The sequence below is a fragment of the Thalassoroseus sp. genome (genome assembly GCF_984380535.1).
This window is the reverse complement of record NZ_CFHRBF010000005.1, coordinates 279,225-303,663: the sequence shown is the minus strand read 5'-3', so window position 1 is coordinate 303,663 and position 24,439 is coordinate 279,225. Positions and strand designations below refer to the sequence as shown.

The window sequence follows — 24,439 nt, the reverse complement described above, 5'->3', positions numbered from 1 at the left end:
CGCACGGTCAAGCTTGAAAACCCGTCAAATCCGAACGGCTGGGCCACAAGCGATGAGGACAAATCGAATGCGGAACATTTTTAGAATTTCGGCGATCGTTGTCGGCCTGAGCATGACAACATTCGCGTTTGCAGCCGACGAGAAAAAAGACGCCGAAACGGGGCCGATCAAACCGGCTGCCGTCAACTTGGGACGCCCGGTCGATTACGAACGCGACGTGTACCCGGTGCTCGAAGCGAACTGCATCGCGTGTCATAACGTGGCCATCGACGAGGGCAAACTCAATCTCGAAGAAGTCGAGTTGATGCTCAAAGGCGGCAAGACGGGAGCCGCGTTAGTGCCGAAAGAGCCAGACAAAAGTTTAATCTACAAACTTGCCGCTCGCGGACAAAAACCGGCCATGCCCCCATTGCCGAACGAGATGGACGCCCACGCCCTGACGCCAAACGAACTCGGGATTCTCCGTCAATGGATTATCGAAGGAGCCGCTGGCGGGGCGGGAAGCGACGTGAAAATGGTCAACTGGCAGCCGCTGCCCTCGGAAGTGCAGTCGATTTATGCCATCGCACTTTCCCCCTGGGCACGATTCACCGCCGCCGGACGTGCGAATCAAATCACCATGTACGACATGGGCACCGGGCGGGAAGTCGCTTCCCTCAAGGATCCCCACCTCCAGTCTCTACAGTTTAACGGTCAGCCGATGTACCCGAGCGGCGCCGCTCATCGAGACTTCGTGCATTCCTTGGCGTTCAGTCCGGATGGTCGCACGCTGGCTTCAGGCGGTTACCGAGTCGTCAAACTTTGGCAGCGTCCGGAAGACTTGACGATTTCAAAGATCGAAGGTTTGGGTTCAATTGTGGCGACTGCTGTCACTTCGAATGGCCAACTAGCGGCTGTTGCGAGTGCGGATAATTCCGTGAAACTTGTGAACCTGGCTGACGGAAAAACCACGCACACTTTGACCGGTGCGACGGCTCCCGTGACCGGTTTGAGCTTTTCAACCGACGGCTCACTGTTGGTGGGTGGTTCGCAAGACAAAATCGTGCGAGCTTGGAAAACCGCCGACGGTTCCTTGGCTTGGCAACGCGAGACACCCGCAGCGATTCACGACGTTTTGCTGACTGCCGATGGCGGGCAAGTCCTCACTGCTCATGCGGATAACCTAGTTCGTCTCTGGCCTGCGGGACCGGTCGCGACCGGCGATGACGTGAAACCGGAAGAAGCCAACAAACCCGTCCGGGAATTCCCCGGACATGGCAAACCTGTCACATCATTGGCTTGGGTGCCGAATGCCACTCAGTTTGTGTCCGGCAGCGAAGACAACACGTTCCGCCAATGGGATCTCAACAACGGACGCCAAATTCGTTCGTTCAATCATGGCTCGCCCGTGCGAGATGTCGCCGTACGACCCGACGGCAAATTCTTCGCAGCGGTCGGCCAGAATAGCCAAGCGAAACTGTACGATGCGAACGGCAAAGCCATCGCAACGATGGAAGGCAACGTGTTGGCACAGCGGGCCGTCACCGAAGCCACCGAAGCGAAAGCCGTCATCGACAGCCAAGTCAAATTCGCAGATGCCGCGTTGAAAGCTGCGGAGAAAAATCTGACCGATCGGGAAGCCGCCGTCAAATCTGCTAAAGAAGCCCAGACGAAGGCGGTCGAGGCGATCAAAGACCCACAGAAGAAATTCACGGATGCCGAGACGAAGTTGAAAGCGGCCAAAGACGAGTTGGCTAAGAAGACCGACGATGCAGGTTTGCAGAAGAAAGTCGCAGACGCTCAGAAAGAATTCGACAAACAAGAAGCGGAATTGAAAAAAGCGAACGACGCCAAAACGGCGGCCGATCGTTCCGTCGAACTGGCGGAAAAAGCGATTCCGAAGGCGACCGAACGCGTTGCCGCTGAAAAAGCGGAACTGGAAGCCAAGAAGCAACAGCAAACGGCCGCTACAACGGCAGAAGCAGAGGCAAAGAAAGCCGAGCAAGAATCTCGCAAACCGTTCCAAAGCGTCGCGTTTTCCGCCGACGGCAAGTTACTCGCCACCGCGGGGGAAGACCAAGCGATTCATCTGTGGAACGCCGAGACCGGGCAAGCATTGGAACGTCTCTCCGGTCACTCGGGGGCAGTTGCTTCGTTGGTCTTCCTAGATGCAGATCGATTGCTGTCGGTCTCCGCCGACCAGACCGCACGAGTTTGGGATACCACTCCCGATTGGAAACTCATCGGCACACTTGGTAGCAACGCGGACGACCCAGCCGATGTCACGATGTCGCCACTTTCCGATCGCGTATTGAGCTTGGATTTCAGCCGCGACGGCAAGAAACTGGCGGCCGGTTCCGGTGAGCCGTCCCGAAGTGGTGAACTCGTGATCTTCGATATCGAAAAACAGAGCGTCGCGAAAACAATTGAGGATGCCCATAGCGACACGATTCTTGGGGTGGAATTCAATCGCGATGGTAGCCAAATCGTTTCCGGTGGAGCCGACAAATTCGTGAAGGTCTTCAAAGTCGAGAGCGGCGAATTCGTGCGGTCGTTCGAAGGCCATACGCATCATGTGATGGACGTGAGTTGGCGAGCCGACGGTCAACGATTGGCCTCCGCCGGTGCAGATAACGTCATCAAAGTTTGGAACGTGGAAACCGGCGAGCAAGTCACCACAATCACCGGGCACGGTAAGCAAGTCACCTCGTTGCAGTTCATCGGGACGAGTGACGATGTCATTACCGGTGGCGGCGACAAAACCGTACGGCAATACACCGCCTCGAACCGACGTCAAGTTCGCACGTTTGGCGGCGCGACCGATTACGTGTATTCGGTGGCAGCCTCTCGGGATGGGAAACTCTTTGTCGCCGGTGGTGAAGATGGTGTGCTACGGGTTTGGAATGACAAAGGTCAGGCTGTATTCACGTTTGCAGCGCCGGAACCGGTTGCGGATCCGAACACGCAAGCTGCGAAGTAGCTGTTCCGCCATCGCCTGCTAGTCGACGCTTGATGTTCCGTCGGTCGGTCGCCAAACTGCACGTTTGGTGGTCGACCGGTTTTGTTTTTCCCGGTTCGCCATTCCGAGAACTTTCAACCTTCGGATACGGTCTTTCATGTCGGTTCAGCCTGCCCAAAACATCCTGACGGAACTCGAATCTCTCGTTCTGATTGATCCGCACACGCATATCAACCCTCATTCGCCCGCGTCGGAAACGTTGGCGGATATCATGGGGTACCACTATTACACCGAGCTTGCCCACTCCGCCGGTTTGCCGAAGTCGCAAATCGAAGAACCCGGCATCTCCCCGAAGGAAAAAGTGGGCCGGTTGGTCGAGAAACTTGCCGACTTGGACAACACCATCCAAGTGAGTTGGCTCATCGAAATCTGCCAAGAGTTTTTCGGCTTCGAAGCCGACCGGATCACGCCGGACAACTGGGAAAAACTCTACGATAACGCCCTGGCGAAGATGGGGCAGTCCGATTGGGAAGACCAAGTTCTCAAGCACAGCAAGTTGGAGCAGGTCTATCTCACCAACGAGTTTGACGACCCACTTGAAGGGTTCGATTCGAACCGTTATGTGCCCTGCTTGCGGACAGACGACTTGGTGTTTCACCTGGCGAAACCTAGCGTTCGCGAACGACTTACTAAGGCGAGCGGTGTCGAACTTAGTGACTGCGGTGCATTGGTGAAGGCCATTGGTCAGCTGTTCGAGCACTTCACCTCGCGTGGTGCCCGAGCATGTGCGATTTCGATTCCGCCGACCTTCTCACCTGCGAACGTCGATTCCGCCACCATGGAACCGATTCTGCAAGCCATGCAAGCTGGTCGTGAACTGACAGCCGACGAACAAGCGATCTCCAGCCAATTCGTGTTCTGGACGCTCGCTCAATTTTGCTCGGAACACAAACTGCCGTTCGATTTGATGATTGGTGTGAATCGCCGGGTCTACGAAGACGGCGTGTTCCAAGGACAAGACTTGTACGATTCCCGCGTTTCGCTGATTCAATATCGCGAGTTGTTCAACGCCTTCCCCGATGTGACCTTCCCGATTTCGGTGTTGGCCCCGACGAGCAATCAGGAACTCGTCAGCTATGCCTGGATTTTCCCGAATGTCGTAACGAACGGGCATTGGTGGTACTCGAACATTCCGGTTCACATCGAGCAAGACACGAAAGCCCGATTGCAAGCGGTTCCGCAGACCAAGCAAATCGGCTACTACAGCGATATGTACAAACTCGAATTTGCGTTGCCGAAATTTGCGATGTACCGGCGAGTTTTGGCAAAGGTGTTGGCGGATGATTTTGTCATCGCTCGAGGTTGGAGTGAAGAGAGAGCGGTTGCCCTCGGGAAACTCGTTTTGCGAGGAAACCCGGAACGGATTTTCGCTCGCTAGTCGGTCTTGATATAATCAGCACTCCAAACGCAAACTCGCGATTTGATTCCGATTGTGGTTCACATCTCGACTCACAATCTGACAGAACCGATAATGCAGTTGATTTTTGATCAGAGCGGTTTCTGTCCCGTGGCGGCCGAAACAGCAGAGGTTCCTCCGCATCCACCATGGACATAGGCGTTCGTTAGACGTAATCGATGAGGGCTGACAATGGCAACTCTGGTCGTTCTTCAAAGTGGAGAGGCCAAGCCGTACCGCTTGTTGGACGGTGAGACAACACTCGGCCGTTTGCCGACGTGTACGATTCAATTGCAGTCCAATATGGTCTCTCGGCTGCATGCGAAAGTCTCGTTGGCCGATGGGAAAGCGTATATTGAAGACAACGGCAGCGGCAATGGCACGTTTCTCAACGGTCAACGAGTGGAAGCCCGCACCGAGCTGAAACACGATGACCGTATTAAACTCGGGCCGATTCTCGTCCGTTACGAAGCCGAAGTGTCTGCGGGCTCTGATTGGAAGAAACCGGGAAGTCCGGGAGAACGACCGCTCGCCCGGACTCCCGAATTCTCCGACGACTTTCTGACCGAAGACGATGATCCGACCAACACAAACATTGTCGATTCTGTCGTAACGGGTAGCGGCTTCGGTGTGCTCAATGTGCAACCGGAGAAAAAACTCAAAGGCGTTATCGACATTACGCTGAGTTTGGCGGGTACGGTCGATCCGAAGCAGATGCTGCCGAAGATGGTCGATACGCTTTTCGAGATATTTCCTCACGCCGACCGGGCCAGTATCCTCGTCAAAAACCCCCACAACGGGAAAATGTTGCCGGCCCATCAGCGACACCGTCGCGAAGGTGAAGACTCGACAGTCAAACTGAGCCGAACAATTCTGAACAAGGTGATCGAAGAAAAATCTGGTGTGCTGTCCGCCGATGCGGCCAGTGACGATCAGTTCCAAGCTAGCGAGTCGATCGCCAATTTGAGCATTCGTTCGCTGATGTGCGTTCCGATGCTGGACCTCAATCAAGAGGTCCTCGGCGTGATCAACATCGATACGCTCAATCCTTTTCAGAAATTCACACGAGACGACCTCGACTTGCTCCAGGCAGTTGCCGGTCAGGCGGCGATCACGTTCGAGAACGCCCGGCTGTTGCAGTCGTATCTTGAAAAAATGAAGCAAGACAGCGAGATGGAAATCGCTCGCAAAGTGCAACGGGCACTCTTGCCGGAGTTCTTGCCGGCCGTCGATGGTTGGCAATTTTTCGCCTCGTACGATTCGGCTCAAGCAGTCGGCGGCGACTACTACGACGCATTCATGCTTGGCGAAGACAAGATTTGCCTATCGTTTGGCGACGTGGCCGGGAAAGGTGTGCCGGGCGCGTTGATCATGTCACGAATCGCAAGTTGCGTGCAGAACATCGTGCCGTTCTTGAACGATGCCGGTGATGCCATCCATGCGATCAACAAGCATATGTGCTCGAACATGGTGGAAGGTCGGTTCGTCACTTACGTGCTGGTCATCATCGACCTGACGACGAACGAAATGACACTCGCGAATGCAGGGCATATGTCGCCGATCATCCGTCATGCCGACGGTAAAACCGAAGAGTTCCCCGATGAAACCATCGGGATTCCGATCGGAATTATGGAAGACTACCCCTACGATGTCGTCTCGCATTCAATCAAACCCGGAGACACAGTCGTTATTGTGACCGATGGCGTCGATGAAGCCATGAACCCCAACGGTGATCTCTACGGCAAAGATCGCGTGGTGAAATTCGTCAGCGAGGGCAGCCCCGATGCGAGAGAACTCGGCGAGGCGTTACTTGCGGATGTGCGACTGCACGCCGACGGACGGCCGCAAAACGACGATATCACGATCATGACCTTCGGCCGCGATGCTTAGGCCGTATCACGGTCTTTCGTGTCCGCATTTCACGAGATGAAACCCGCCCCGAGAACACGGAAACTATTCGAGATCCCACCTGTTCTCAACGCAAAAAAACCGCCACGGCAAATGGCGGTTTTCTTGTGAAGTTTGGTCGATGACGAGCGGCAAATTCGTCGACTTATGATTTGGAATCCGGCAAGATTTCCGTCGGTTCGGCAACCTTACGATAGCCGACGCTTCGCAAGACTTCGAGAACTTCGCTCCAAGTCGGGAATTGTCGACCACTTTTCCGTTTGTATTCGTCCATGGCTCGCATGAACTCGATTTCGTCGTCGGAGTAGTCCCGTTCGCAGGTCGTGGGATCGATCTGGCGACGACGTTCCACTTTTTGACGACGTTCCGTTGGCGGTGCGGAAGCGTCTTGTTTGAGTCGAGAGACGCGGTCTTTCGATCGGCGATCTTGGCCGGCTCGCCGGTCGACGACAAGTTCGGTGGCCTGAAAATCATCTGGCATGAGAGCTACAACCTTTCCAGTGGGTCGGCTCGAATCTAACTCGGGCAGTCCGTGCTTGGAAAGCTCCCTTGTGACGGTTGGGGAAAACCGACAGGGTAATTTGCCATCATTTCAGCGGTTGGGCAAACTCGAACGCTTCGTTCAAAACTTGAAACACGAAGTTTCGGCCAACCTTTCCGATTACAACGATCATGCCGTCAATCGAGACCTTGGTCTTCCACGTCTTGTGAAGGTCGCGAAAAAGCGTTTGCTTTCCGGCCTTCACAAGACGGAAACCGCTACATTCCAAAGCGGAAGTTTGCCCACGCGTTAAGAGGCAGGTCGTGGCGATCGGGTGGTTGGAAGTTGACTGCGAGCAGTCTTATAGGGTTGGCGTGTTCTCTGGTGATGTAAGAACCGCAACTGGCCCGAGGGGCGTTTCAGGAATCGGCTGAACCCGGAAAACGCAGCTTCGCCTGTCGTTTCGAACGCGGGTTGCCAATCGGATTTCCACAGCGTTAGCCAGTGCGTCAGTTTCATACGCCTTTACTCCTCGTTCCAAATTTTTGAGTGTTCCTCAAGTTACGTTTGGCCCGCGAGTCCAGGTTTTAAGAGTCAACATACAACTCCGACCGGACTCTTCTGAACAGTTCTATTAGAACCGCGATACTCGTGGTGTCAAAATTTTTTGACCCTCGCGAACCTCACGCCCTACCCTTCCGATCAAAAATGGGCCAAGATGGTTCGCGGAAAAATCAATCAAGAGGCGGGAAGCAGAAGTCAGCGATCGGGAGTTTGGACGGAAAAGTGAAACCTGATAGAGCTGGCGAATTGTCGAGTTCCGTTCGGAAATCTCGCGTTGATCTCTGAGACCAGACCGACGAGTGTGCTAATCTCGAACCCCTAATCTCTAACCCCCGTCTCCTGTCCCCAATTTCGTGGAAAGCCATTCATGTCCGATTCATTGTTTTCAGTCTCCGATCGCGTGGTTTTGGTCTCCGGCGGGAGTCGTGGAATCGGGTTTGCGTTGGCGGAAGGGTTCGCCCAACGGGGCGCGAAAGTCATCATCACCGGACGAAACGCCGAGACGTTGGAATCGGCTACCCAGGCGATGTCGACTTCAGAACACCCGGTCCGCGCGATCGCTTGTGACGTGTCCAATTCCACGCAAATCGCGGAACTCGTTGCCACAACACTCAGCGACTTCGGACAAATCGATGTGCTGGTCAACGTCGCAGGAGTCAATCAACGCAAACGGGTCGAGAGTTTCTCCGAAGCGGAGTACGATTTCATTCTCGACATCAATCTCAAGGGAGCTTTTCTCCTCTCGCAAGCGGTCGGGAAAGCAATGTTGAACCATGGCCAAGGCGTGCAAATCAACATCGATTCCCTCAACACCTACGCACCCCTCAAGGGGGTTGCTCCGTATGCAATGAGTAAAGCCGGGTTGTCGATGATGACCCGCTCGTTGGCGTTGGAATGGGGACCGCGGGGCGTTCGTGTGAACGGGTTGGCTCCCGGTTTCATCCTCACCGACCTGACGAATAAACTCTGGTCCGACGAAACCATTCGAGGATGGGGTGAACGCAATACCCCACTTGGACGATTGGGTGAGGTGGAAGATCTCGTCGGAGCGACGATTTTCTTGGCGTCGGATGCGTCCCGGTTCATGACCGGACAAACGATTTACGTCGATGGCGGAATGTCCGCCGGGATCAACTGGCCGATTCCCGAGGAAAGCCTGGGCAGTTGAAGTCCAATCGGGAGACTGGCGTCAGTCGAGTCGGTATAATGTCTTAGCAATTCGCGACTGTCGAGGAGATTAGGCCGATGCCTCAAACAACGATGACCGCTGAAGAATTTGCCGCCAACCGGTTCGATCTTCCCGATGGTGGCCGCTGGATCGAACTCATCGCTGGCGACACCGTCCGCTTGGAACCGCCGGACGATCGTCATGGAACCACGGTGCTGAACCTGTCAAAAGCCTTCGCGAAGGCCAGTCAACAGGCGGATGGACCGCATGGGTATGCCTGTTTCGATCATCTGATCGTTGTTCAACGTCGCCCGGACACCGTACTCAGCCCTGCAGTGAGTTACTTCCGCGGGGGCACTTGGTTCAGCGAACTCGACGAATTGATCTCCGAAACCGTCCCGGTCTTAGTGGTCGAAATCGCTTCCACCAACGATCGCCGAGTAGCGATGGGAGCCCGCGTCAAACGGTATCTCAAGCGTGGTGTCGAACAAATCTGGGTGATTGATACCGAAGAATCCCAAGTCCATCGCTACTACCAGAACCGCCCCTCGAAGCGACTTCGCGATCACGAAATATTGTTTGGCGACTCTGTGGTTCCGTCGTTTCAGATTCCTGTTGCGAACTTGTTCAAAGAACCGGAATGGTGGAGCCACCGTCGTGATCGTACACAGCCCGAGTGAGACGAGCGTCAATTGGTTTTGCGTTGACCGGCGTACTGCATGCCGACAGCGGCGATAGCAGCTATCGTGAGAATGATGGCCACGATCTGGATGAAGCTCAATCCACCACCGGCAGCGGCGTAACTCACTACAGCGCCGGCAGCGGCCCCTTCTGCTTGGCCGAAGGCCGTCACATTGTTGGAGGGGGGCACGTAAAACGGTCGCTGGGAGGCCACCGACGCCATCGCTTTCCGTCGTGATTGTTCTCGAGCCGTTCGATTCGAAGCTTGGTCGGTCGATGCCGCATTGACTGGGGTTGAATTCCCGTCATTGTTGGTGTTCTCGGGACGCGAGTTCCCATCGTCGGTTGGTTCAGTATTCGAGGGACTAAAGAAATCGGTCGAGCTTGGCTTGTTCTCGTTCTCGGGTTCTTTGGGAGGTTCGGTACTCTCTGGTTCCGGCGTTGTGCTTCCACTTCCAAGACTAGGAACACCACTGGCAGCCGGGTCTCGAAGAACCCGTTCGGCATACTCGACATCAGAGCGACTGAGTTTCGACTTCTCGACCGCCTGCACGTTTCCGTTCGCTAAAATGTAGATGTAGCTTTGGTCGGCCCCGGCAAATCGACCAGCGAACGTGTCTCCGTTGTTCTGGGTCCAGTTGCGTTCTTCGCCAGCCTTTGGCAACGAATCCAAGTCGTCCTTCCGCCGAAGTTGTTCTCGGATGAAGGCTTGGTTCTGCGACGACTGAAGGAAGTAAGAGAGTTTCTGCTGCTCACCCTGAGAATTCACGATGATCACACTGATGCCATCAACACCGATATACTGCCCACGTACGGAGCCATCGCCGCTTTTCCACTCACGGATTTGGGCGGAAGCGGAGGCGGTGAAACTCAACAGGACAAGAAGAAGCAACGAAATTTGGCGAAACATCGAGCACGATCCTTTGTAGGAACAGTCTTTTCTCACGCTCCATTCTATCAGATCGACAACCGACCGCTACCGGGATTGCGACGCCAGCGCAAAAAGAAAACCCCGCTTGAAAGCGGGGTTAATAGACAACCACGGGAGATCACTGGTAGTAGCCTGACATTCGGCGAGCGAAACCGAACCGCTCAACCGAATTCGGGACGCCGACGACCTAACTGATCTTTCAATCGGGCCACGATGCTCGAGTGCATCTGACTGACGCGGCTTTCGGACAACCCCAAGGTTGTACCGATTTCCTTCATGGTCAGTTCTTCATAGTAGTACAGAATGATGATGAGCCGTTCGTTGCGGTTCAGGCCCTTCGTTACCAGCTTCATCAGATCGCGTTTTTGCAGACCGAGCGTCGGATCCTCGCCTTTTTGATCTTCGAGAATATCAATTTCCCGAACATCTTTGTACGAGTCGGTCTCATACCATTTCTTGTTGAGACTGACGAGGTTGACCGCACTCGCCTCGCTTTTGAGCTTCTCAAACTCAGGGAGTGGAAGCTGCATCTTGGTAGCGATCTCTTGATCTGTCGGCGGGCGACCGGCTTCAGCTTCGGCCTCTTTCCGAGCCGCTTCAAGTTTGCTCGCCTTGCTTCGCACAAGTCGCGGAACCCAGTCCATCGTGCGAAGCTCGTCGAGCATTGCCCCACGAATACGCGGAACGCAGTACGTTTCAAACTTGACACCGCGATCCATGTCGAATGCATCGATCGCGTCCATCAAGCCGAAGACCCCTGCAGACATCAGGTCGTTGAGATCGACACCTTCAGGGAGCTTTGACCAAACCTTCTCCGCATTATAGCGGACCAACGGCAGATACCGTTCGATCAAACGGTTCCGCAACGCTTTATCGGTCTGATCGGCTTTGTAAGAGTGCCAAACTTCCGTGACGTCCTCGGTGACCTTGGTCGCCATTCTCGCCTCCGTGGTGATCAATTTATCGACAATCCGACAACTGAGGATTGCGATGAGCTTAGGCATCTTGCCCAAGCCTTCGGTTAAGTAAGCCGAGTGGTTAAGCTCGGTGATAGATCTAACGCGAGCAATCACGTTCAGGATTCAGATTCGCTCGTCTGTCCCTGAACCTGGGAAAGCTCACTCAAGTGATTCGATTTCCATGCTTCAAACTCCGTTTGAACTTGTTCTTCGACGATTCGACGAGCAAGCTCGCCAGTGATCAATCCCAACCCGCCGAATGCGACGCCGGTAATCAATGCGGAAGTCAACGATCCTTCAAGATCCGCTCGATTCACAACAGCTTTCAACGTGACTGTCGCAAACGCGATCAACGCCAATTGAAAAGCAAAATGTAAACTCAATCGTTGAACCTCCAACGAATTCGCAGCATGGCAGAACCAGTCGATCAATCGATTTTTTGACCTTATCTATGATCGGCAAGACTGCAGCTGCATATTCATCATTTCCCGAATAATCGGAAAACTTTTCGCAGCTACACCATTTCCACAGGCAAGCCTATTTCGTGGTGCGTAACTTGAGCGCCATCATCTTCGTGACGAAGACAACTGACATCGGTAACTAGGGATTTGATAAGAAAAATGAGTGAGAGAGAGACGTTCCGTGGCTTCTAACTAAACTCTTGGCATCATCACTTCCAAGGGATCACGGAACCACAATCCGTTGGTCATGATGATGAAACCGACTGATCCAAGCTCGCAACAAGGACCGGCCGTCACAGTTGTATTCTAACTAACTTGGTAGCAACACCGATTGCTCCGACTGCTCATGCAGATAACTGCGGAGTTTCCCACGGGATTGCATACCCTCTTGCATTCGTCGTAGTCGACGAACGATTCGTCCCACCGCTAACGATGCCGGACTCTGAGGACTCGACAATGAAAACGGTTCTTGGTCGATCGTCGCTGTCACGACGTCATCATCCTTCGGCACCGAACCAGCCATGTTCAGGTTGGATCGGAGGAATGTTTTCACAGTTCGTCGCAAGCGATCGGAGATCTCCTCCGCTTGTGACAGACTTTCCACTTGATTCAAAATGACTTCAATTTCCGGAGCATGCTCGACAGCCGCCAGCGACTTAATCGTTGCATAGGCATCTGCTAGGCTAGTTGGCTCCGGTGTGGTGACGACTAAAGCAAGATCCGTCTGCGAAGCAATTCTTCGCACGGCCCGGCTGAGTCCCGAGCCCATATCGAAAATCCAAAAGTCGTCGGTTTGTTCTAAGGGACTCAGTTGAGCGGATAGACTATCGAACGCGGACCGTGGAAACTCGTCGGCTTCATACAGGCACCCGCATCCGGGCGCGATCTGAACCCCACAAGGACCGTCCACCATGATTTCCTGAAGCGACCGAGCTCCCATCAACACATGCCGAAGATTCCAATAGGCGTTCAACCCACACAGTAGTTCCGGACTCCCATGACCGAAGTTTGCATCGAACAACCGAACCGTCGAGCCGGTTCGAGCCAATTGAATGGCTAAGTTCAATGCAAGATGACTCTTTCCGACACCGCCCTTTCCACTCGTAATCGCAACACTTGTCGCGGCTCGAGAGGCTTCGGTTGGCGTATCGGCCCAACGGTCGTGAGTCGACTGACGTCGCTCCATCAAACCGCGTAGTGCCATTGCTTGATCACTCATCGAGATTTCCACAGAGACGAAAAAGAGAGAACCGCCGGCACCCTATTGTTCCACTGTTTCCACTTGCCGTCGCATCCTAGGCGCTCTGGCAACTTCATCGCGACCCAGAATTAAACGAGCCACACGTTCCGCCCGAGCTGGTTCGATGTCGTCCGGCACATCCTGCCCTGTTGTTAGATAACTAATCGGCAAGTCGACTTCTTGTGCCAGTGACAACAAGGAACCAAGTTGGCTCGCTTCATCAAGTTTACTAAGAATAATCGAAGTGGCATTCGCTGCTTGGAACTGTTTTGCCGTCGCTAGCAGACTGCGAGAACTCGCCGTCGCGCTGAGCACAAGCTGAACTTCATCACAATTCGCTGCAGCTAGCAATCTTTTGAGTTCCTGAATTTGCATTTCATCACGCGGGCTACGACCAGCGGTATCGATCAACACAAGATCAAGCCCGGCAAGTTCGTCTAACGCCCGTCGCATTTCGAGCGGATTCGTGACGACTTTCATGGGCAGATCGAGAATTTCTGCATAGGTATGAAGTTGTTCGACCGCTGCAATTCGATAGGTATCTACCGTGACTAGACCCATGCGAATTCCGTCTCGCAGACGAAAATCGGCCGCTAGTTTTGCAATAGTTGTTGTTTTCCCAACGCCCGTCGCACCGACAAGAGCCACCACTTTGCGTTTACCAGGTTGTACCGCGATCGGCGAACCAATCTTCAGCCGTCGTTCGACATGAGCCGTCAACAATGCAGTGGCAGCAGATGAATCCTTCAAGATATTCGGAGTTGCTTCCTGTTCGAGTTCGTTCAACAAATCCTCTGCGATCTCGGCATCAACGTCTTCGGCCATTAGTCGTTGAGACAGCATCTGCAGAACTTCAGGTCGCTCCTCGTTCGACTTGGTTTGACTGCTAGGCTGACCAATACCCAAGTCTTTCAACATCTTTTGAATCACTTTGAGCTGTTCTTCGATCGCATCGTATCGCTTGGCATCCGGCTGAACTTCCGGCAACTTGCTAGACACTTCGAGCCGACCAGAAACGAGAGTGTGTCGGCTTTTCTCGATCGTAGTTGTCTGTAAGCCGATAGCAGAGCTATTGCTTTCTGGCTTCTTAGTCTTCGGTTGATCGATCGGAGCGTTCGTCGTTTGTGGAGTCTTCGGCAAACTTTCCGGCGATCGCTGTACGGATTTTACGGGCGTTGGGCGTGGACGATAGGCGTTAGCCGGTCGAACATTAACATTCCGACCAGCGGTGATTTCCACTTCTTCCTGCGGACGACTCCACGGCAAACGTCGTTTTGTTTCGACTTGTCGAGTATGGAGAATGACAGCATCGGCTCCCATCTCGTCACGGACGATCTGCAACGCTTCTCGCATTGTTGCTGCCCGGAAAGTGCGAACATCGGCCATCGTTTCAAAATCCTCTTGAATGCACAGGTTCTCAAGTTCAGTCGTTCGATGTCAGAGCAGTTTACTAAGTCGCAGCAACACCTTGCAGACTTTCCAAGGAGACTTGTCCCAGGGCTTCAATATCAAGATCCGGCATAATTTCATTCGTACTTAAGACTGCGAGACTTGGGAGATCAGGCTCCGTCAGTTTCTTGATTCCGGCACGAATCGCAGGTCCGCAAACTAGCACCGGATGGCTTCCACGAATTTCAAAGGGCTGAAGCTGATCAGCAAGAGCCCGGATGAACGCCTCTGCAATCTGTGGTGCGACATCGAGTCGCAATCCTTGATCACCCGACTTCAAAGCCGCAGCGAAAATGTTTTCGACACCAGGTTCGAGAGTGACAACTCGCAACACACCGTCGTTCGGGTCACGATACTTCTGCGAGATGCTTCGGGCTAATGCAAGCCGTGTGTACTCTGTGAGGACATCGAGATTGTCAGTCTTAGAAACATAGTCTCCAAGAGCGGTTAGAATTGTTTCCAAGTCGCGGATGGCGATTCGTTCGCGTAACAAGTTCCGTAGGACTTGATGCAAGGACGGCACCGACAGCGGTTGTGGAATTAAGTCTTCAACGAGCTTTGGAGATTGTTCTTTGAGGTGTTCCAATAGTTCATAGACGAGTGGTCGAGTCAATAGTTCGCTACTATGTTTCCGAACGACTTCAAGCAGGTGGGTCGTTAGCACGAGTGAAGGTTCGGCGACATGGTAACCAAAGAGTTCTGCACGATCTTTGAAGGCCGGTTCAATCCATTTTGCGTCGCGGCCAAACGCTGGATCGATCGTATCAATCCCTGGGACCGGTGCAGTGACCCCGCCGGTATCGACCGCAAGATAACCTTCGACTTGCAAGTCCGCTTGAGCAATTGGAACATCTCGGAGTTTGATACGATATGAGTTTGGATTCAGTAAGACATTGTCGCGAATTCGAACGTTTGGCATCAGGATGCCGAGTTCTTGGGCGAGCATCTGTCGAACACGTTTGATTCGTTCTGTGAGATCATGTTCTGAATTCGGGTCTGCAAGTGGCACCAAGCCCACACCAAGTTCAACAGCAAGTGGCGGGACTGCCAGTTCGTCTTCGAGTTTCGGTTCTTGCGGTGCTTCTTCGGGTTGCTCTTCCGTGTTTTCTTGGGTTGCTTCCGGTGCATTTTTGTCCTGCAAGACTTGGCGACCCAAAAGACCACACGCAATACTGAGACATATTAGCGGGATAAAAGGTAACCCAGTTGTCGAGAGGATCGCGAGAAAGACTGCCGAGAGAATCAAAGATTCCGCGTGACCGAAAACTTGAGACAAAACATCATAGGATAGATTCGAAGTACTAGACGTTCTCGTCACAATTAAGGCGGCTGCTAGTGAAACTAGGAAAGCCGGAACTTGTGAAACGAGACCGTCACCAATCGTCAAGGTCGTAAAGACTTCGACAGCTTGACCGAAGTCCATATCGAGCTGAATCATGCCGACATACAAACCGCCGGCGATGTTGATCACTGTAATAATGATACCTGCAACGGCATCACCGCGAACGAACTTGCTAGCACCGTCCATCGCCCCATAGAAGTCTGCTTGTTCGGCAACTTCATCACGTCGTTTGCGGGCTTGTTCGGAGTTTATTAACCCGGCATTGAGATCCGCATCGATCGCCATTTGTTTGCCCGGCATTCCGTCTAGGGCAAAGCGAGCGGTCACTTCACTAATACGAGTTGCACCTTTCGTGATCACGACAAATTGAATCACGACAATAATCACGAAGATGATCACCCCGACGACTACATTGTCACCTGAGACGAATTTCCCGAATGCTTCAATCACCTGACCGGCTGCTGCCGTTCCTCGAGATTCCGCACCGGAAAGAATTAGTCGGGTCGAGGCTACGTTTAATACAAGTCGTGCTAAGGTTGTCCCAAGCAGAATCGTCGGAAACACTGAGAAGTCGAGTGGCTTGCCGACGTAGATCGTTGTTAACAAGATCAGAACAGAGAGCGTGACGTTACAGGCTAGCAGGAGGTCCATCATGATCGGCGGCAACGGTGCGAAAAGAATTAGCACGGCCGAGATGATGAAAATCGGAACAAGATATCCCCGTTGCTGGGCTGCAAATCCTCGCCAGCTTAGGGGTGTATCCGATGACATGAAAGTCTCCTACATTCAGGTCGCCAAGACGCAACTTGATCGTCGACCGATTGGCTCTCAAGCCAGCGGCTTCGGATTTGTACGAATGACAAACTGAAATTTTTGCCGAAATGAAAGTAATCGACAAATTGCGTGTTGAGTTGGTTGACTGATCTGAGAGAGAGTTGGCCCGAATGGGCGAGACGCTATTTAGACAATCTTTTCGAAGACGTCCAGATTGGTTTCAGTAGAATCTTTGAAAAACCGACAGCTTGGCTTGTCATCTCTACAACTGTGTCAAATCTGCAAAAAGATAGGTGGGTTGTAGAATCCACAGACGCAAAACAGCCCCGGTTGGAATGGCTACCAACCGGGGCTGTGATCTATGAAGAATCAGGCTCTTAAGACCGGCCTGGTGTGGTCATGGAGTTGTGTCTGCATTCGGCCCAGTCGGGCACGAGGCTCGTTCGAATTCTTCCGATACTTACAACGCTACACAGTCGGGGTACGACCACGACCGAAGATCAAGCTGACGACGAACAGGACCAAGAAGACGAAGAACAAAATCTTGGCAATACCGGTCGCTGCGGAGTAAACCCCACCGAATCCAAAGACGGCTGCGATCAAAGCGATGACGAGAAACGTTAATGCCCAACCTAACATGTGATCACCTCTGAAGCTGTTTGGTAAGGTTGTCGTTTATGGATGCAACAACCAGTTTGTGTTAAGAGCAACATTACTGTTCGCAGTCAGTTGCTCGCCTGTTGAAAGAACGTAGAGCAGCCAGCGTGCCAAAGCCTCTCCGCAACACAAAGATTTCTGTTTTCGCCAGGGGAAACCGCATGTTTTTTTTTCAACAGGGACAAAGCCTGAGATGATGAGGGCTGTTTTCGATCGATGAAAGAACAAGGTGGTTCGGAAACGGCCAAGAGAATGAAGTCAGCGCAACAAAAAACCTTGGCCGGTCGGGACGGCCAAGGTTTTTAAGTTTTCGCTATTCCGAATCGGGTAGCTTAGTAGCGGCGTTGGCCACCGCCACGTGGACGGTTTTCTCGCGGTTGAGCTTCGTTGACTTTCAGTGGGCGACCACCCAAGTCGGCTTCGTTCAAAGCGTCGATCGCTTCTTGTCCGCCAGATGCCATCTCGACAAAACCAAAGCCACGGCTGCGGCCGGTTTCGCGATCATTAATCACTTGTGCGCGAGTCACTTCTCCGTAAGGAGCAAACGTGTCACGCAAATCTTCGTCCGTGGTGGAGTAGGGCAGGTTCCCTACAAACAAATTCATGCTCATTCTCATCCTCTGTGGGCTTGTGCAGCCCCAAACAAAACTAAACGGTCGTTGAGATCGACATCCAACCGCCCCGGTCCACCACGAACCGATCCGACTGATTGGCAACACTCCCGACGTGCTGACAATCCAATCCAAAAGTCGCTGACCATACTGTATCGGACCCAATGACGAACTCGGTTCTCAACGGGAAGAATTCCCGCCGATAATTTGCCTGTCGCATACTGCCGAACGAGTTGGACTGATTAGAAGTCATCTCAATTCGCTGCCAACCCATGTTGGCAGCATGGACACTACTATAAGTCTTCTGACAGAGTACGCACAGACCATTTGTTCCGTTTTTTGCAATTTTATAGGTTATGTTCACTTGTGCGAATGTTTGACTTGCATGAGCTAAGCGGTTCGCATGGAGTGTCTCTTGCGTCTCAGCTTCTTTTGCGGACCAGCCAGGGAATCGGAACTAATCGGTCGCGAGTTCGTGCCGATGCTGATTGATAGGCCCGATATCGACAATCTTCGAACGTCTTTCCTGAGTGCCCCACGTGAAATCACTGTCTCGAACCGTTGCCGTTTCCTTCTGCCTATTGGCGATTGCGTCTGTTTCCGCATCGGCGGCTGAAGTCTTCGTGAACAATCGGCAAGGTAACGACGCATTCGACGGGCACGCTGGCGAAATTATTAGTGCGACGCGGGGGCCGGTGCGTTCGATCTCACGAGGACTTTCCCTGTGTCAACCTGGTGACATCCTCCATTTGGCGAACACGGGGGTTCCATATCGCGAACCGATTTCGCTCTCTGGGGATCAATTCCGTGGGATCGGTCCGCTGCGGTTCGTATTGCGGGGTCATGGTGCAGTTCTAGACGGCTCCCAAGCTATTCCGCTGGGTCGATGGCGAAGAATCAACCCGTCGCTGTGGCAATTCGCACCCAACCGCAAAGGGTATTACTTGCTGATGGCGGGTGGCGACACGCAGTTGGAGCGGATCGAAACGCCATACGGTGAGCAACCGAAACCCCAGCCGAATCAATGGACCGTCAGCAATGGTTCCATTTTCCTAGGCACGGATCGGCTCATCGAACCCGCAATGTTGGACTTGCGAATTGCCGGACGAACCACGGGGTTGACGCTACACGATGTGGACAGCGTGGTCATTGAAGACCTTACCATTCGTCACTGGCGTGTTGACGGAATCAGCCTGCACGACCTCAGTCGGAACGTCACGCTTCAGAATGTGACTTGCGAAGAGAACGGCCGAGCAGGGATTTTCGTCGGCGGTTCGTCTTCGGCGAGTCTGCAAAACGTTACCGCGAACAAGAACGGCAAGTACTCCATTCTTGTTCGCGAACGTGGCGTCATTCGTATCGACAACGAAGACAATATTTCTCCACAACCCGTCGTGGAAGAATAGACGTCTGGTCACGCGGCCTTACGAATTGTTTCGGATTCCGCAGGAGCCGTGGCTTCGGAGAGCTGATCCAATGGCAAAATGGATCGCAGCGATTTCAGCCGCGTGAGTGGCCGTTCGGCTTTCAGCCATTCTGCATAACCAGGATCGTCCTGGTGCGTTTGTTCGAAGACTCGCATGGCTTGCATGGCACGCCAATCCGAATCCTCCACCACGATTTGGCGACCGCCCGCATCGAGAATCTGCCCGATTTGCTTGGCGATTTTCGTGCGTGGATTATCAGGAAATTCGGTTGAGCGGACCAAGATCGGCAAGGCATCGCCGGCGAGTTTTTGAACCGTACCCACTTGGCGACTGAGTGCCCCGCCCTGCGGCGATTTGTTGCACAGACCGATCAATAGCGGCGGAATGTCCGTGTTCTCGACCCGCAACAACCAGCCATCCACTGTCGAGTGGAACTGGGTTGGCACCGGAAGTTCCGCACCGCATCGCTCGACCGCTTCGGCCAACTGCAATGCGAGTCGGTCGTCGTCATCGGTCGTCGGTTCGTTGTGAGCCGCTAATGCGTCGTTCCAAAGTTGCGTCAGTCCGACGATGGATGTTTCTAAATCGGATGTCGACACCGCAGGCTCGGTCGGTTGCGAGGGAGTCGCTGAAAACTCGACCAAAGCCGGATGAAACTCCTCGCCAGCTTGAATCTCTCCCGAGAAGACCGCCCGACGATAATCGCGACACCAATCGAGAATATCACGAGTCCGCGTGTTCACAAGGGTATCGAATTGATGGACCGGGATCGGATCAGTCGGCGACTCTTCGTCAAATGCCACGCCTGCACAGGAATAGAGATGGGCAAGTCGTTTGCTAACCAATCCAAGGATTTCTTCGCCCGAACGGCGACTTTCGAGCCGAATCGGTTCGGGGTCGTGCTCGATACGATCGACGTAGGACCGTGTCAAACTTTGCTGTAGCGGCGGATACAAATCTTCTAAACAAGAAATGACGAACACCGACGAAGGCACACGCTCGGCAAGTGCACACACGGTCGTCATTGCTCGGCGGAATCGTTCGGCATCACGGTCCAAGTTGGCCATATCTTCGAGTTGATCGACGCAAACCACTAGCGACATTTGTTGCAACGACCACATAAGTTGCCCGACCGCTTCGATGGTGCGGTCCACATCGGTCCGTGGAACCATTCCGCCGAGAACTTCGCGATCGTAATCCGACAACGCTTCACAACGCAGGTAACTCAGCACCCGACTTTTGATGCGGGGTTCCTCTCGTTGCAGGTACAACAAGGCCTGAATGAGATGCACGTCACACCGGGCGTAGCGTTCGTCCTCGATGATCAAGTCAGCGATTTGACGGATGAATTTCGCCAACTCCCGGTCGCTGTAACGATCTTCCCGAAGACTGTCGCGTTCGCGACGTAATACCGACGACGGGATTTCAACGAGCGCATTGGACAACGACATCAACCCGGAAAGGGCAGACTCGGTCTCAAAATACGGTTGATCCAGCGAGTCGATAATGTTGCTGAGTACGTAACGGCTGTAGTCGTCCGTGGCGGACGTCATTTGTAAATAGCCGCAGTAACCAGACTTAGAAGAATGCACATGGTTGCGAAATACACGCATCAGGTGCGTCTTCCCGGCACCGGATTCCCCGAGAATCAACAGGATTCGACCGGCACCGGTTGAAGTTCGAGTCGATGAATTGCTGATCAGTCGCTCGAATTCATTTCGAGCCGATCCATGAATCGTGGCGACATCAAACGGATCATCACGCCAAATTTCATGACGATGACATACGGATCGAAAGATTTCCGGCGTATCACGGTCGGCAAAAACTTCGCGTCGGGCGAGCACCGGGTCAGCGGATCGCGTTGGGTTCAACGCGGCGGTGAAATCAAGTGTTTCGGGACTTTCATCAAGACTCATACTGTACGGGCGGGCGACGTCCTTGCCGCTGGTCATGGGAAATCCTTCCACTGGAATGACTTACGTTCTTGCGCTACGGATGCTGCACTGGCCGAGGGCCGGGATTCTCTCACGACGACTGAAAATGGTCAACGCGGATTTCCAGGTCGGCTTTGTTCTTAGAATTCGCAAGAGTCGGGCAGATCCAGATTTCTTCCAACTTTGCATTGACGATGGTCGATGAACTACTAGAATAATTATTCCTGAGACTGAATCTCAGTAACAAACCTTCCTGACCAAGCCGGTTCCGCGGGAAACTTGGAACCACTTGCCACGAAAAAAGCCATCCGCGAACTCGCGAATGGCCTTTCCGATAGGATCGGAATATGTCTCATCACTCCGACAAACTCATTTGTCATTGCTTAGGTGTGACGGAATCCGAAGTTCGCGGAGCCATCTCCACAGGAATGGTTCGGACTGTCGGGTGCGTAATGAATTCTACCGGAGCTGGAACTGGCTGCATGGGATGCAAACGCCGGATTAGTGCCCTGCTAGCGACCTCCCAGGCTCATGCCGCTACCGCGTCTCACTCGGCAGGTCCACCAGTTTGTGTGCTGAGGTAAAGCTGAATTCCGACTTCCGAGATTACGTGTTGCTGGGTTTCGGTCCAGTCGACGCTTTCTTCGCTTTCGACGAGAATCCGCTCCATAATCTCTTTGCTACCGGCGTCTTTTTTGTCGGCCGCCAGCTTAACGCCATCGTTGTAAGTCGAGACGGCTTTCAACTCGAGTTCCAACGCGTTAGCTAACTGCTTTTCGACAGTGTCGCCAACCCGAATCACGTCGTACCGCGCGATTTCCGGAACCCCTTCCAGAAACAAGATGCGATCGATCAGGTATTCCGCGTGCTTCATTTCTTCGATGGATTCTTCGTAGAAATGCTTCGCCAACGCGTTGTAACCCCAATCGCGACACATCTTCGAGTGGATGAAGTACAAGTTGATCGCGGTCAATTCGATCGTCAGCCCAGCATTAAGGGCATCGATGATTTCAGAATCGCCTTTCACGGTTTCTCTCCTAGGCACGGAATTTCCAATAAGTTTCGTCGAATTGTAGACCAACTGCGGTTTCTTGAACTAGCGTGTTCCGACGGGAAACACCGCATTTTTCCCGATTGAAACAATGTCTCTAGTTCCGTCGAACACAAACTGAGAACGCATCCCAATTTGGTTCGGTGGGCCCTTACGCACCAGCTTGGCCGCATCGATACCAAGAATCAGTTCAATTTTCCGCTTTTGAACACCAACCGGGGCATGGCATGTAACTTGCCTAGAGATCCAAGGATGGCGTCGTGCGGCGATGTCCGACAAATCTTTGAAGTTCTTAACGGAGAGATACATGTATCATCATGTCAAAAAGTTGATGTATACCGTGAATGTGGGCGAACCGGACCCACGCTTTGGAAAGATGCTGTTAGAGCAATTCGGCGGAGCCAACGGCGAATTGGCGGCGGCGTTGCAGTACAGCGTGCAGGGCATGAACTGTGAAGATCCCGCCCGCAAAGACTTGCTGATGGATATCGGCACGGAAGAGTTGAGCCACCTGGAAGTCATTGGGCAGTTGGCTCGAATGCACCTGAAACCGTTGCGTGAAGAAGCAGAATGCGCGGAACAGGACCCATTGATCTGTATCGTCGGCGGCGGCGGTATTTCGCTGAACAACTCACAGGGAAATCCGTGGACCGCGGACTACCTCAAAGTGAGTGGTCAACTGGAAGTCGATTTGCGTGCCAACATTGCGGCGGAAGCCCGTGCCAAAATCACGTACGAACGACTCATCAACCAAACCGATGATGCCGGTTCGAAAGATGCCTTGATGTTCCTGATGACCCGGGAAATCACGCATATGAAGGCATTCGGCAAAGCTTTGGAAAGCATGTCAAAAGGCCCGTTGGAAATCGGCGAAATGCCGGTGGACGATGAATACGTGGACAAATACTACAACGACTCGACGGGCTCTGGCGATCTTGGGGAAGATCACACGGGTCCATGGAATTCCGGTGACGAATGGGACGTGGTCGAGAATCCGGCCTTCGCAAACTTGAAAAACGGTAAGTAATGGCTTCGACTATCTCGATAACTAAAACGCGTCAGGACTCGAATTCTGACGCGTTTTTTCCGTCTGGGATTTTGTCAACGCTCGTCAGTCGATTCTCAAGCGTCTTTTGAGATGCCAAGGTCAGGACCCTCTGGCGGTTGCATCTGGAATCGCGGCTGAGGAGAATTGGCGACGTCCGGTTGCGGACGTTACCAGACGGAGTTGATTCCCAATCGAGATCGAGCGAACCATGGATGCGCTACATATCACGAAAGACCTCATTGCGTTCGAATCACCCAGTGCAATATCGAACGTGGCGGTGAGTGACTACGTCGAAGACCTGCTACTCAAACTGGAGTTCATGACCGAACGAGTCGAATACGAAGACGCCAACGGCGTGCTGAAATGTAACATCATCGCTAAGAAAGGAGAGGGCGACGGTGGCCTGGGGTTCTTTGCCCACACCGATGTCGTGCCCGTCACCGATTGGCATAGCGAAACGCACGGACCATTCGACCCACACGTTCAAGATGAGAAATTGTACGGTCGCGGAAGTTGCGACATGAAAGGCTCGCTTGCCTGCATGTTGGAGGCAGCGTCCCGATTCTCCGGCAAAGACTTGAAGCACCCAGTATACATTACCGCAACCGCAGACGAGGAAGTGGGTTATCACGGGGCCCGAAGGGTCGTTCGGCATTCCGAACTCTATCAGGAAATGGCCGACAACTGCATCAACGGCATCATCGGCGAACCCACACGACTAAAAGTCGTGCATGCTCATAAGGGAAGTTGCGGATTCCGGGCGATCTCTCGCGGCGTCGCGGCTCACTCCAGCACGAACAAAGGACGCAACGCAAACTGGGCCATGATTCCGTTCCTCCTCGAGATGAAAGCGATGCACGAGGAAACCGAGACTGATCCGAAATGGAAGAACGACGAATTCGATCCGCCGACAGTTTCGATGAACCTCGGAATCAACGATCACACCCACGCGGTCAACATCACCCCACCGCAAAGCATTTGCACCGTTTACATGCGACCAATGCCGGGACAAGACTCAAGCGAATGGTTAAGTCGTGCCCGTGCGGTTGCTGAGAAAAACGGATTAGAGTTCGATGTTCGCGTGAACGGTTCGGCGTTCTACACATCACCCGATTCCGAATTTGTCCGCGAACTTTGCGACTTGGCCGACTGCGAGACGTCCAGCACGGTTTCTTACGGAACCGACGGGTCAGTGCTCGGAGAGAAACTCGAAAACCTTGTCGTGTGGGGTCCCGGTGACATCGCTCAAGCCCATACGAGAGACGAGTGGATCGCCCTCGATCAACTCAAACGCGGTGCCAACCAATTCGCGCAAGCCATTCGCAAATGGTGCTGCTGACGAACTTTTCCTCGCTTCTC

General features: G+C 53.3%; 21 protein-coding genes and 1 pseudogene. 10 read left to right on the top strand and 12 right to left on the bottom strand.

Features of this window, described 5'->3' with window-relative positions; translation table 11 throughout:
* The first annotated feature begins 67 nt into the window (after positions 1–67).
* The 3 genes from AC5DDB_RS08870 (at position 68) to AC5DDB_RS08860 (ending at position 6,284) form a co-directional block, all read left to right on the top strand.
* Positions 68–2,959, top strand: a complete 2,892-nt coding sequence (locus AC5DDB_RS08870) for a WD40 domain-containing protein (protein ID WP_491739352.1) — start codon at positions 68–70, stop codon at positions 2,957–2,959.
* A 136-nt stretch (positions 2,960–3,095) separates the two neighbouring features.
* Positions 3,096–4,376, top strand: a complete 1,281-nt coding sequence (locus tag AC5DDB_RS08865; protein WP_491739351.1) for a glucuronate isomerase — start codon at positions 3,096–3,098, stop codon at positions 4,374–4,376.
* A gap of 210 nt (positions 4,377–4,586) precedes the next feature.
* Entirely contained in the window at positions 4,587–6,284 is a 1,698-nt protein-coding gene (locus AC5DDB_RS08860; RefSeq protein WP_491739350.1) for a SpoIIE family protein phosphatase, read from the top strand.
* Between the two features lie 163 nt (positions 6,285–6,447).
* On the opposite strand, the gene AC5DDB_RS08855 is transcribed toward AC5DDB_RS08860, so the two are convergent.
* Positions 6,448–6,783: a hypothetical protein gene (locus AC5DDB_RS08855; RefSeq protein WP_491739349.1), complete on the bottom strand. Its 336-nt coding sequence runs from the start codon at positions 6,781–6,783 to the stop codon at positions 6,448–6,450.
* 70 nt (positions 6,784–6,853) lie between these two features.
* Between AC5DDB_RS08855 and AC5DDB_RS08850 the strand changes: the two genes are divergently transcribed.
* On the top strand, positions 6,854–7,096 hold the full coding sequence (locus tag AC5DDB_RS08850; protein ID WP_491739348.1) for a hypothetical protein: 243 nt from the start codon (positions 6,854–6,856) through the stop codon (positions 7,094–7,096).
* Here AC5DDB_RS08850 and AC5DDB_RS08845 read toward each other — a convergent pair.
* Entirely contained in the window at positions 7,093–7,302 is a 210-nt protein-coding gene (locus AC5DDB_RS08845; RefSeq protein ID WP_491739347.1) for a hypothetical protein, read from the bottom strand. The two genes, AC5DDB_RS08850 and AC5DDB_RS08845, sit on opposite strands and share 4 nt — an antisense overlap.
* A 412-nt stretch (positions 7,303–7,714) precedes the next feature.
* On the opposite strand from AC5DDB_RS08845, the gene AC5DDB_RS08840 reads away from it, so the two are divergent.
* Entirely contained in the window at positions 7,715–8,515 is an 801-nt protein-coding gene (locus tag AC5DDB_RS08840; RefSeq protein WP_491739346.1) for an SDR family NAD(P)-dependent oxidoreductase, read from the top strand.
* 77 nt (positions 8,516–8,592) lie between these two features.
* Positions 8,593–9,195 (top strand): Uma2 family endonuclease, encoded by a 603-nt coding sequence (locus tag AC5DDB_RS08835; protein WP_491739345.1) that lies wholly within the window; start codon positions 8,593–8,595, stop codon positions 9,193–9,195.
* 8 nt (positions 9,196–9,203) lie between these two features.
* Here AC5DDB_RS08835 and AC5DDB_RS08830 read toward each other — a convergent pair whose 3' ends face one another.
* The 8 genes from AC5DDB_RS08830 to rbp form a co-directional block, all read right to left on the bottom strand.
* Positions 9,204–10,106 carry a hypothetical protein gene (locus tag AC5DDB_RS08830; RefSeq protein WP_491739344.1) on the bottom strand — a complete coding sequence of 301 codons (903 nt, stop codon included), beginning with the start codon at positions 10,104–10,106 and terminating at the stop codon, positions 9,204–9,206.
* A 182-nt stretch (positions 10,107–10,288) separates the two neighbouring features.
* Positions 10,289–11,065, bottom strand: coding sequence for a FliA/WhiG family RNA polymerase sigma factor (locus AC5DDB_RS08825; protein WP_491739343.1), 777 nt, complete (start codon positions 11,063–11,065; stop codon positions 10,289–10,291).
* Positions 11,066–11,202: 137 nt separating this feature from the next.
* On the bottom strand, positions 11,203–11,469 hold the full coding sequence (locus AC5DDB_RS08820) for a hypothetical protein (protein ID WP_491739342.1): 267 nt from the start codon (positions 11,467–11,469) through the stop codon (positions 11,203–11,205).
* A 388-nt stretch (positions 11,470–11,857) separates the two neighbouring features.
* Entirely contained in the window at positions 11,858–12,766 is a 909-nt protein-coding gene (locus AC5DDB_RS08815; protein ID WP_491739341.1) for a P-loop NTPase, read from the bottom strand.
* 42 nt (positions 12,767–12,808) lie between these two features.
* Positions 12,809–14,173 (bottom strand): flagellar biosynthesis GTPase FlhF, encoded by a 1,365-nt coding sequence (gene flhF, locus AC5DDB_RS08810; protein WP_491739340.1) that lies wholly within the window; start codon positions 14,171–14,173, stop codon positions 12,809–12,811.
* A gap of 64 nt (positions 14,174–14,237) precedes the next feature.
* A complete protein-coding gene (flhA, locus tag AC5DDB_RS08805; protein ID WP_491739339.1) occupies positions 14,238–16,349 on the bottom strand; it encodes a flagellar biosynthesis protein FlhA in 2,112 nt (703 codons plus the stop codon).
* A gap of 471 nt (positions 16,350–16,820) precedes the next feature.
* A complete protein-coding gene (locus AC5DDB_RS08800; protein ID WP_491739338.1) occupies positions 16,821–16,991 on the bottom strand; it encodes a DUF1328 domain-containing protein in 171 nt (56 codons plus the stop codon).
* 350 nt (positions 16,992–17,341) lie between these two features.
* Positions 17,342–17,614: an RNA-binding regulator gene (rbp, locus tag AC5DDB_RS08795; protein ID WP_491739337.1), complete on the bottom strand. Its 273-nt coding sequence runs from the start codon at positions 17,612–17,614 to the stop codon at positions 17,342–17,344.
* 545 nt (positions 17,615–18,159) lie between these two features.
* Between rbp and AC5DDB_RS08790 the strand changes: the two genes are divergently transcribed.
* Positions 18,160–19,026, top strand: a complete 867-nt coding sequence (locus tag AC5DDB_RS08790) for a right-handed parallel beta-helix repeat-containing protein (RefSeq protein WP_491739336.1) — start codon at positions 18,160–18,162, stop codon at positions 19,024–19,026.
* A gap of 8 nt (positions 19,027–19,034) precedes the next feature.
* Here AC5DDB_RS08790 and AC5DDB_RS08785 read toward each other — a convergent pair whose 3' ends face one another.
* Entirely contained in the window at positions 19,035–20,999 is a 1,965-nt protein-coding gene (locus AC5DDB_RS08785) for a P-loop NTPase family protein (protein ID WP_491739335.1), read from the bottom strand.
* Between the two features lie 329 nt (positions 21,000–21,328).
* Between AC5DDB_RS08785 and AC5DDB_RS08780 the strand changes: the two genes are divergently transcribed.
* The gene (locus tag AC5DDB_RS08780) at positions 21,329–21,565 is read left to right on the top strand and encodes a (2Fe-2S)-binding protein (protein ID WP_491739334.1); all 237 of its coding nucleotides are present in this window, start codon (positions 21,329–21,331) and stop codon (positions 21,563–21,565) included.
* Here the strand turns inward: AC5DDB_RS08780 and bfr are convergent.
* Positions 21,529–22,008 carry a bacterioferritin gene (bfr, locus tag AC5DDB_RS08775; protein WP_491739333.1) on the bottom strand — a complete coding sequence of 160 codons (480 nt, stop codon included), beginning with the start codon at positions 22,006–22,008 and terminating at the stop codon, positions 21,529–21,531. The genes AC5DDB_RS08780 and bfr overlap by 37 nt on opposite strands.
* A gap of 331 nt (positions 22,009–22,339) precedes the next feature.
* Here bfr and AC5DDB_RS08770 point away from each other — a divergent pair.
* A pseudogene (locus AC5DDB_RS08770) lies at positions 22,340–23,053 on the top strand (manganese catalase family protein); the annotation flags it as partial.
* A 235-nt stretch (positions 23,054–23,288) separates the two neighbouring features.
* The gene (locus tag AC5DDB_RS08765; RefSeq protein WP_491739332.1) at positions 23,289–24,419 is read left to right on the top strand and encodes a M20 family metallopeptidase; all 1,131 of its coding nucleotides are present in this window, start codon (positions 23,289–23,291) and stop codon (positions 24,417–24,419) included.
* Positions 24,420–24,439 lie beyond the last annotated feature (20 nt).

Excerpts from the sequence above, each read along its gene's own strand:
- AC5DDB_RS08825 (WP_491739343.1), bottom strand. The coding sequence starts at position 11,065 with ATGGCGACCAAGGTCACCGAGGACGTCACGGAAGTTTGGCACTCTTAC.
- flhF (WP_491739340.1), bottom strand. The coding sequence starts at position 14,173 with ATGGCCGATGTTCGCACTTTCCGGGCAGCAACAATGCGAGAAGCGTTG.
- AC5DDB_RS08870 (WP_491739352.1), top strand. The coding sequence starts at position 68 with ATGCGGAACATTTTTAGAATTTCGGCGATCGTTGTCGGCCTGAGCATG.
- AC5DDB_RS08785 (WP_491739335.1), bottom strand. The coding sequence starts at position 20,999 with ATGACCAGCGGCAAGGACGTCGCCCGCCCGTACAGTATGAGTCTTGAT.
- AC5DDB_RS08840 (WP_491739346.1), top strand. The coding sequence starts at position 7,715 with ATGTCCGATTCATTGTTTTCAGTCTCCGATCGCGTGGTTTTGGTCTCC.
- AC5DDB_RS08845 (WP_491739347.1), bottom strand. The coding sequence starts at position 7,302 with ATGAAACTGACGCACTGGCTAACGCTGTGGAAATCCGATTGGCAACCC.
- AC5DDB_RS08835 (WP_491739345.1), top strand. The coding sequence starts at position 8,593 with ATGCCTCAAACAACGATGACCGCTGAAGAATTTGCCGCCAACCGGTTC.
- AC5DDB_RS08855 (WP_491739349.1), bottom strand. The coding sequence starts at position 6,783 with ATGCCAGATGATTTTCAGGCCACCGAACTTGTCGTCGACCGGCGAGCC.
- AC5DDB_RS08830 (WP_491739344.1), bottom strand. The coding sequence starts at position 10,106 with ATGTTTCGCCAAATTTCGTTGCTTCTTCTTGTCCTGTTGAGTTTCACC.
- AC5DDB_RS08800 (WP_491739338.1), bottom strand. The coding sequence starts at position 16,991 with ATGTTAGGTTGGGCATTAACGTTTCTCGTCATCGCTTTGATCGCAGCC.
- AC5DDB_RS08860 (WP_491739350.1), top strand. The coding sequence starts at position 4,587 with ATGGCAACTCTGGTCGTTCTTCAAAGTGGAGAGGCCAAGCCGTACCGC.
- AC5DDB_RS08865 (WP_491739351.1), top strand. The coding sequence starts at position 3,096 with ATGTCGGTTCAGCCTGCCCAAAACATCCTGACGGAACTCGAATCTCTC.
- AC5DDB_RS08815 (WP_491739341.1), bottom strand. The coding sequence starts at position 12,766 with ATGAGTGATCAAGCAATGGCACTACGCGGTTTGATGGAGCGACGTCAG.
- AC5DDB_RS08765 (WP_491739332.1), top strand. The coding sequence starts at position 23,289 with ATGGATGCGCTACATATCACGAAAGACCTCATTGCGTTCGAATCACCC.
- AC5DDB_RS08780 (WP_491739334.1), top strand. The coding sequence starts at position 21,329 with ATGTCTCATCACTCCGACAAACTCATTTGTCATTGCTTAGGTGTGACG.
- rbp (WP_491739337.1), bottom strand. The coding sequence starts at position 17,614 with ATGAATTTGTTTGTAGGGAACCTGCCCTACTCCACCACGGACGAAGAT.
- flhA (WP_491739339.1), bottom strand. The coding sequence starts at position 16,349 with ATGTCATCGGATACACCCCTAAGCTGGCGAGGATTTGCAGCCCAGCAA.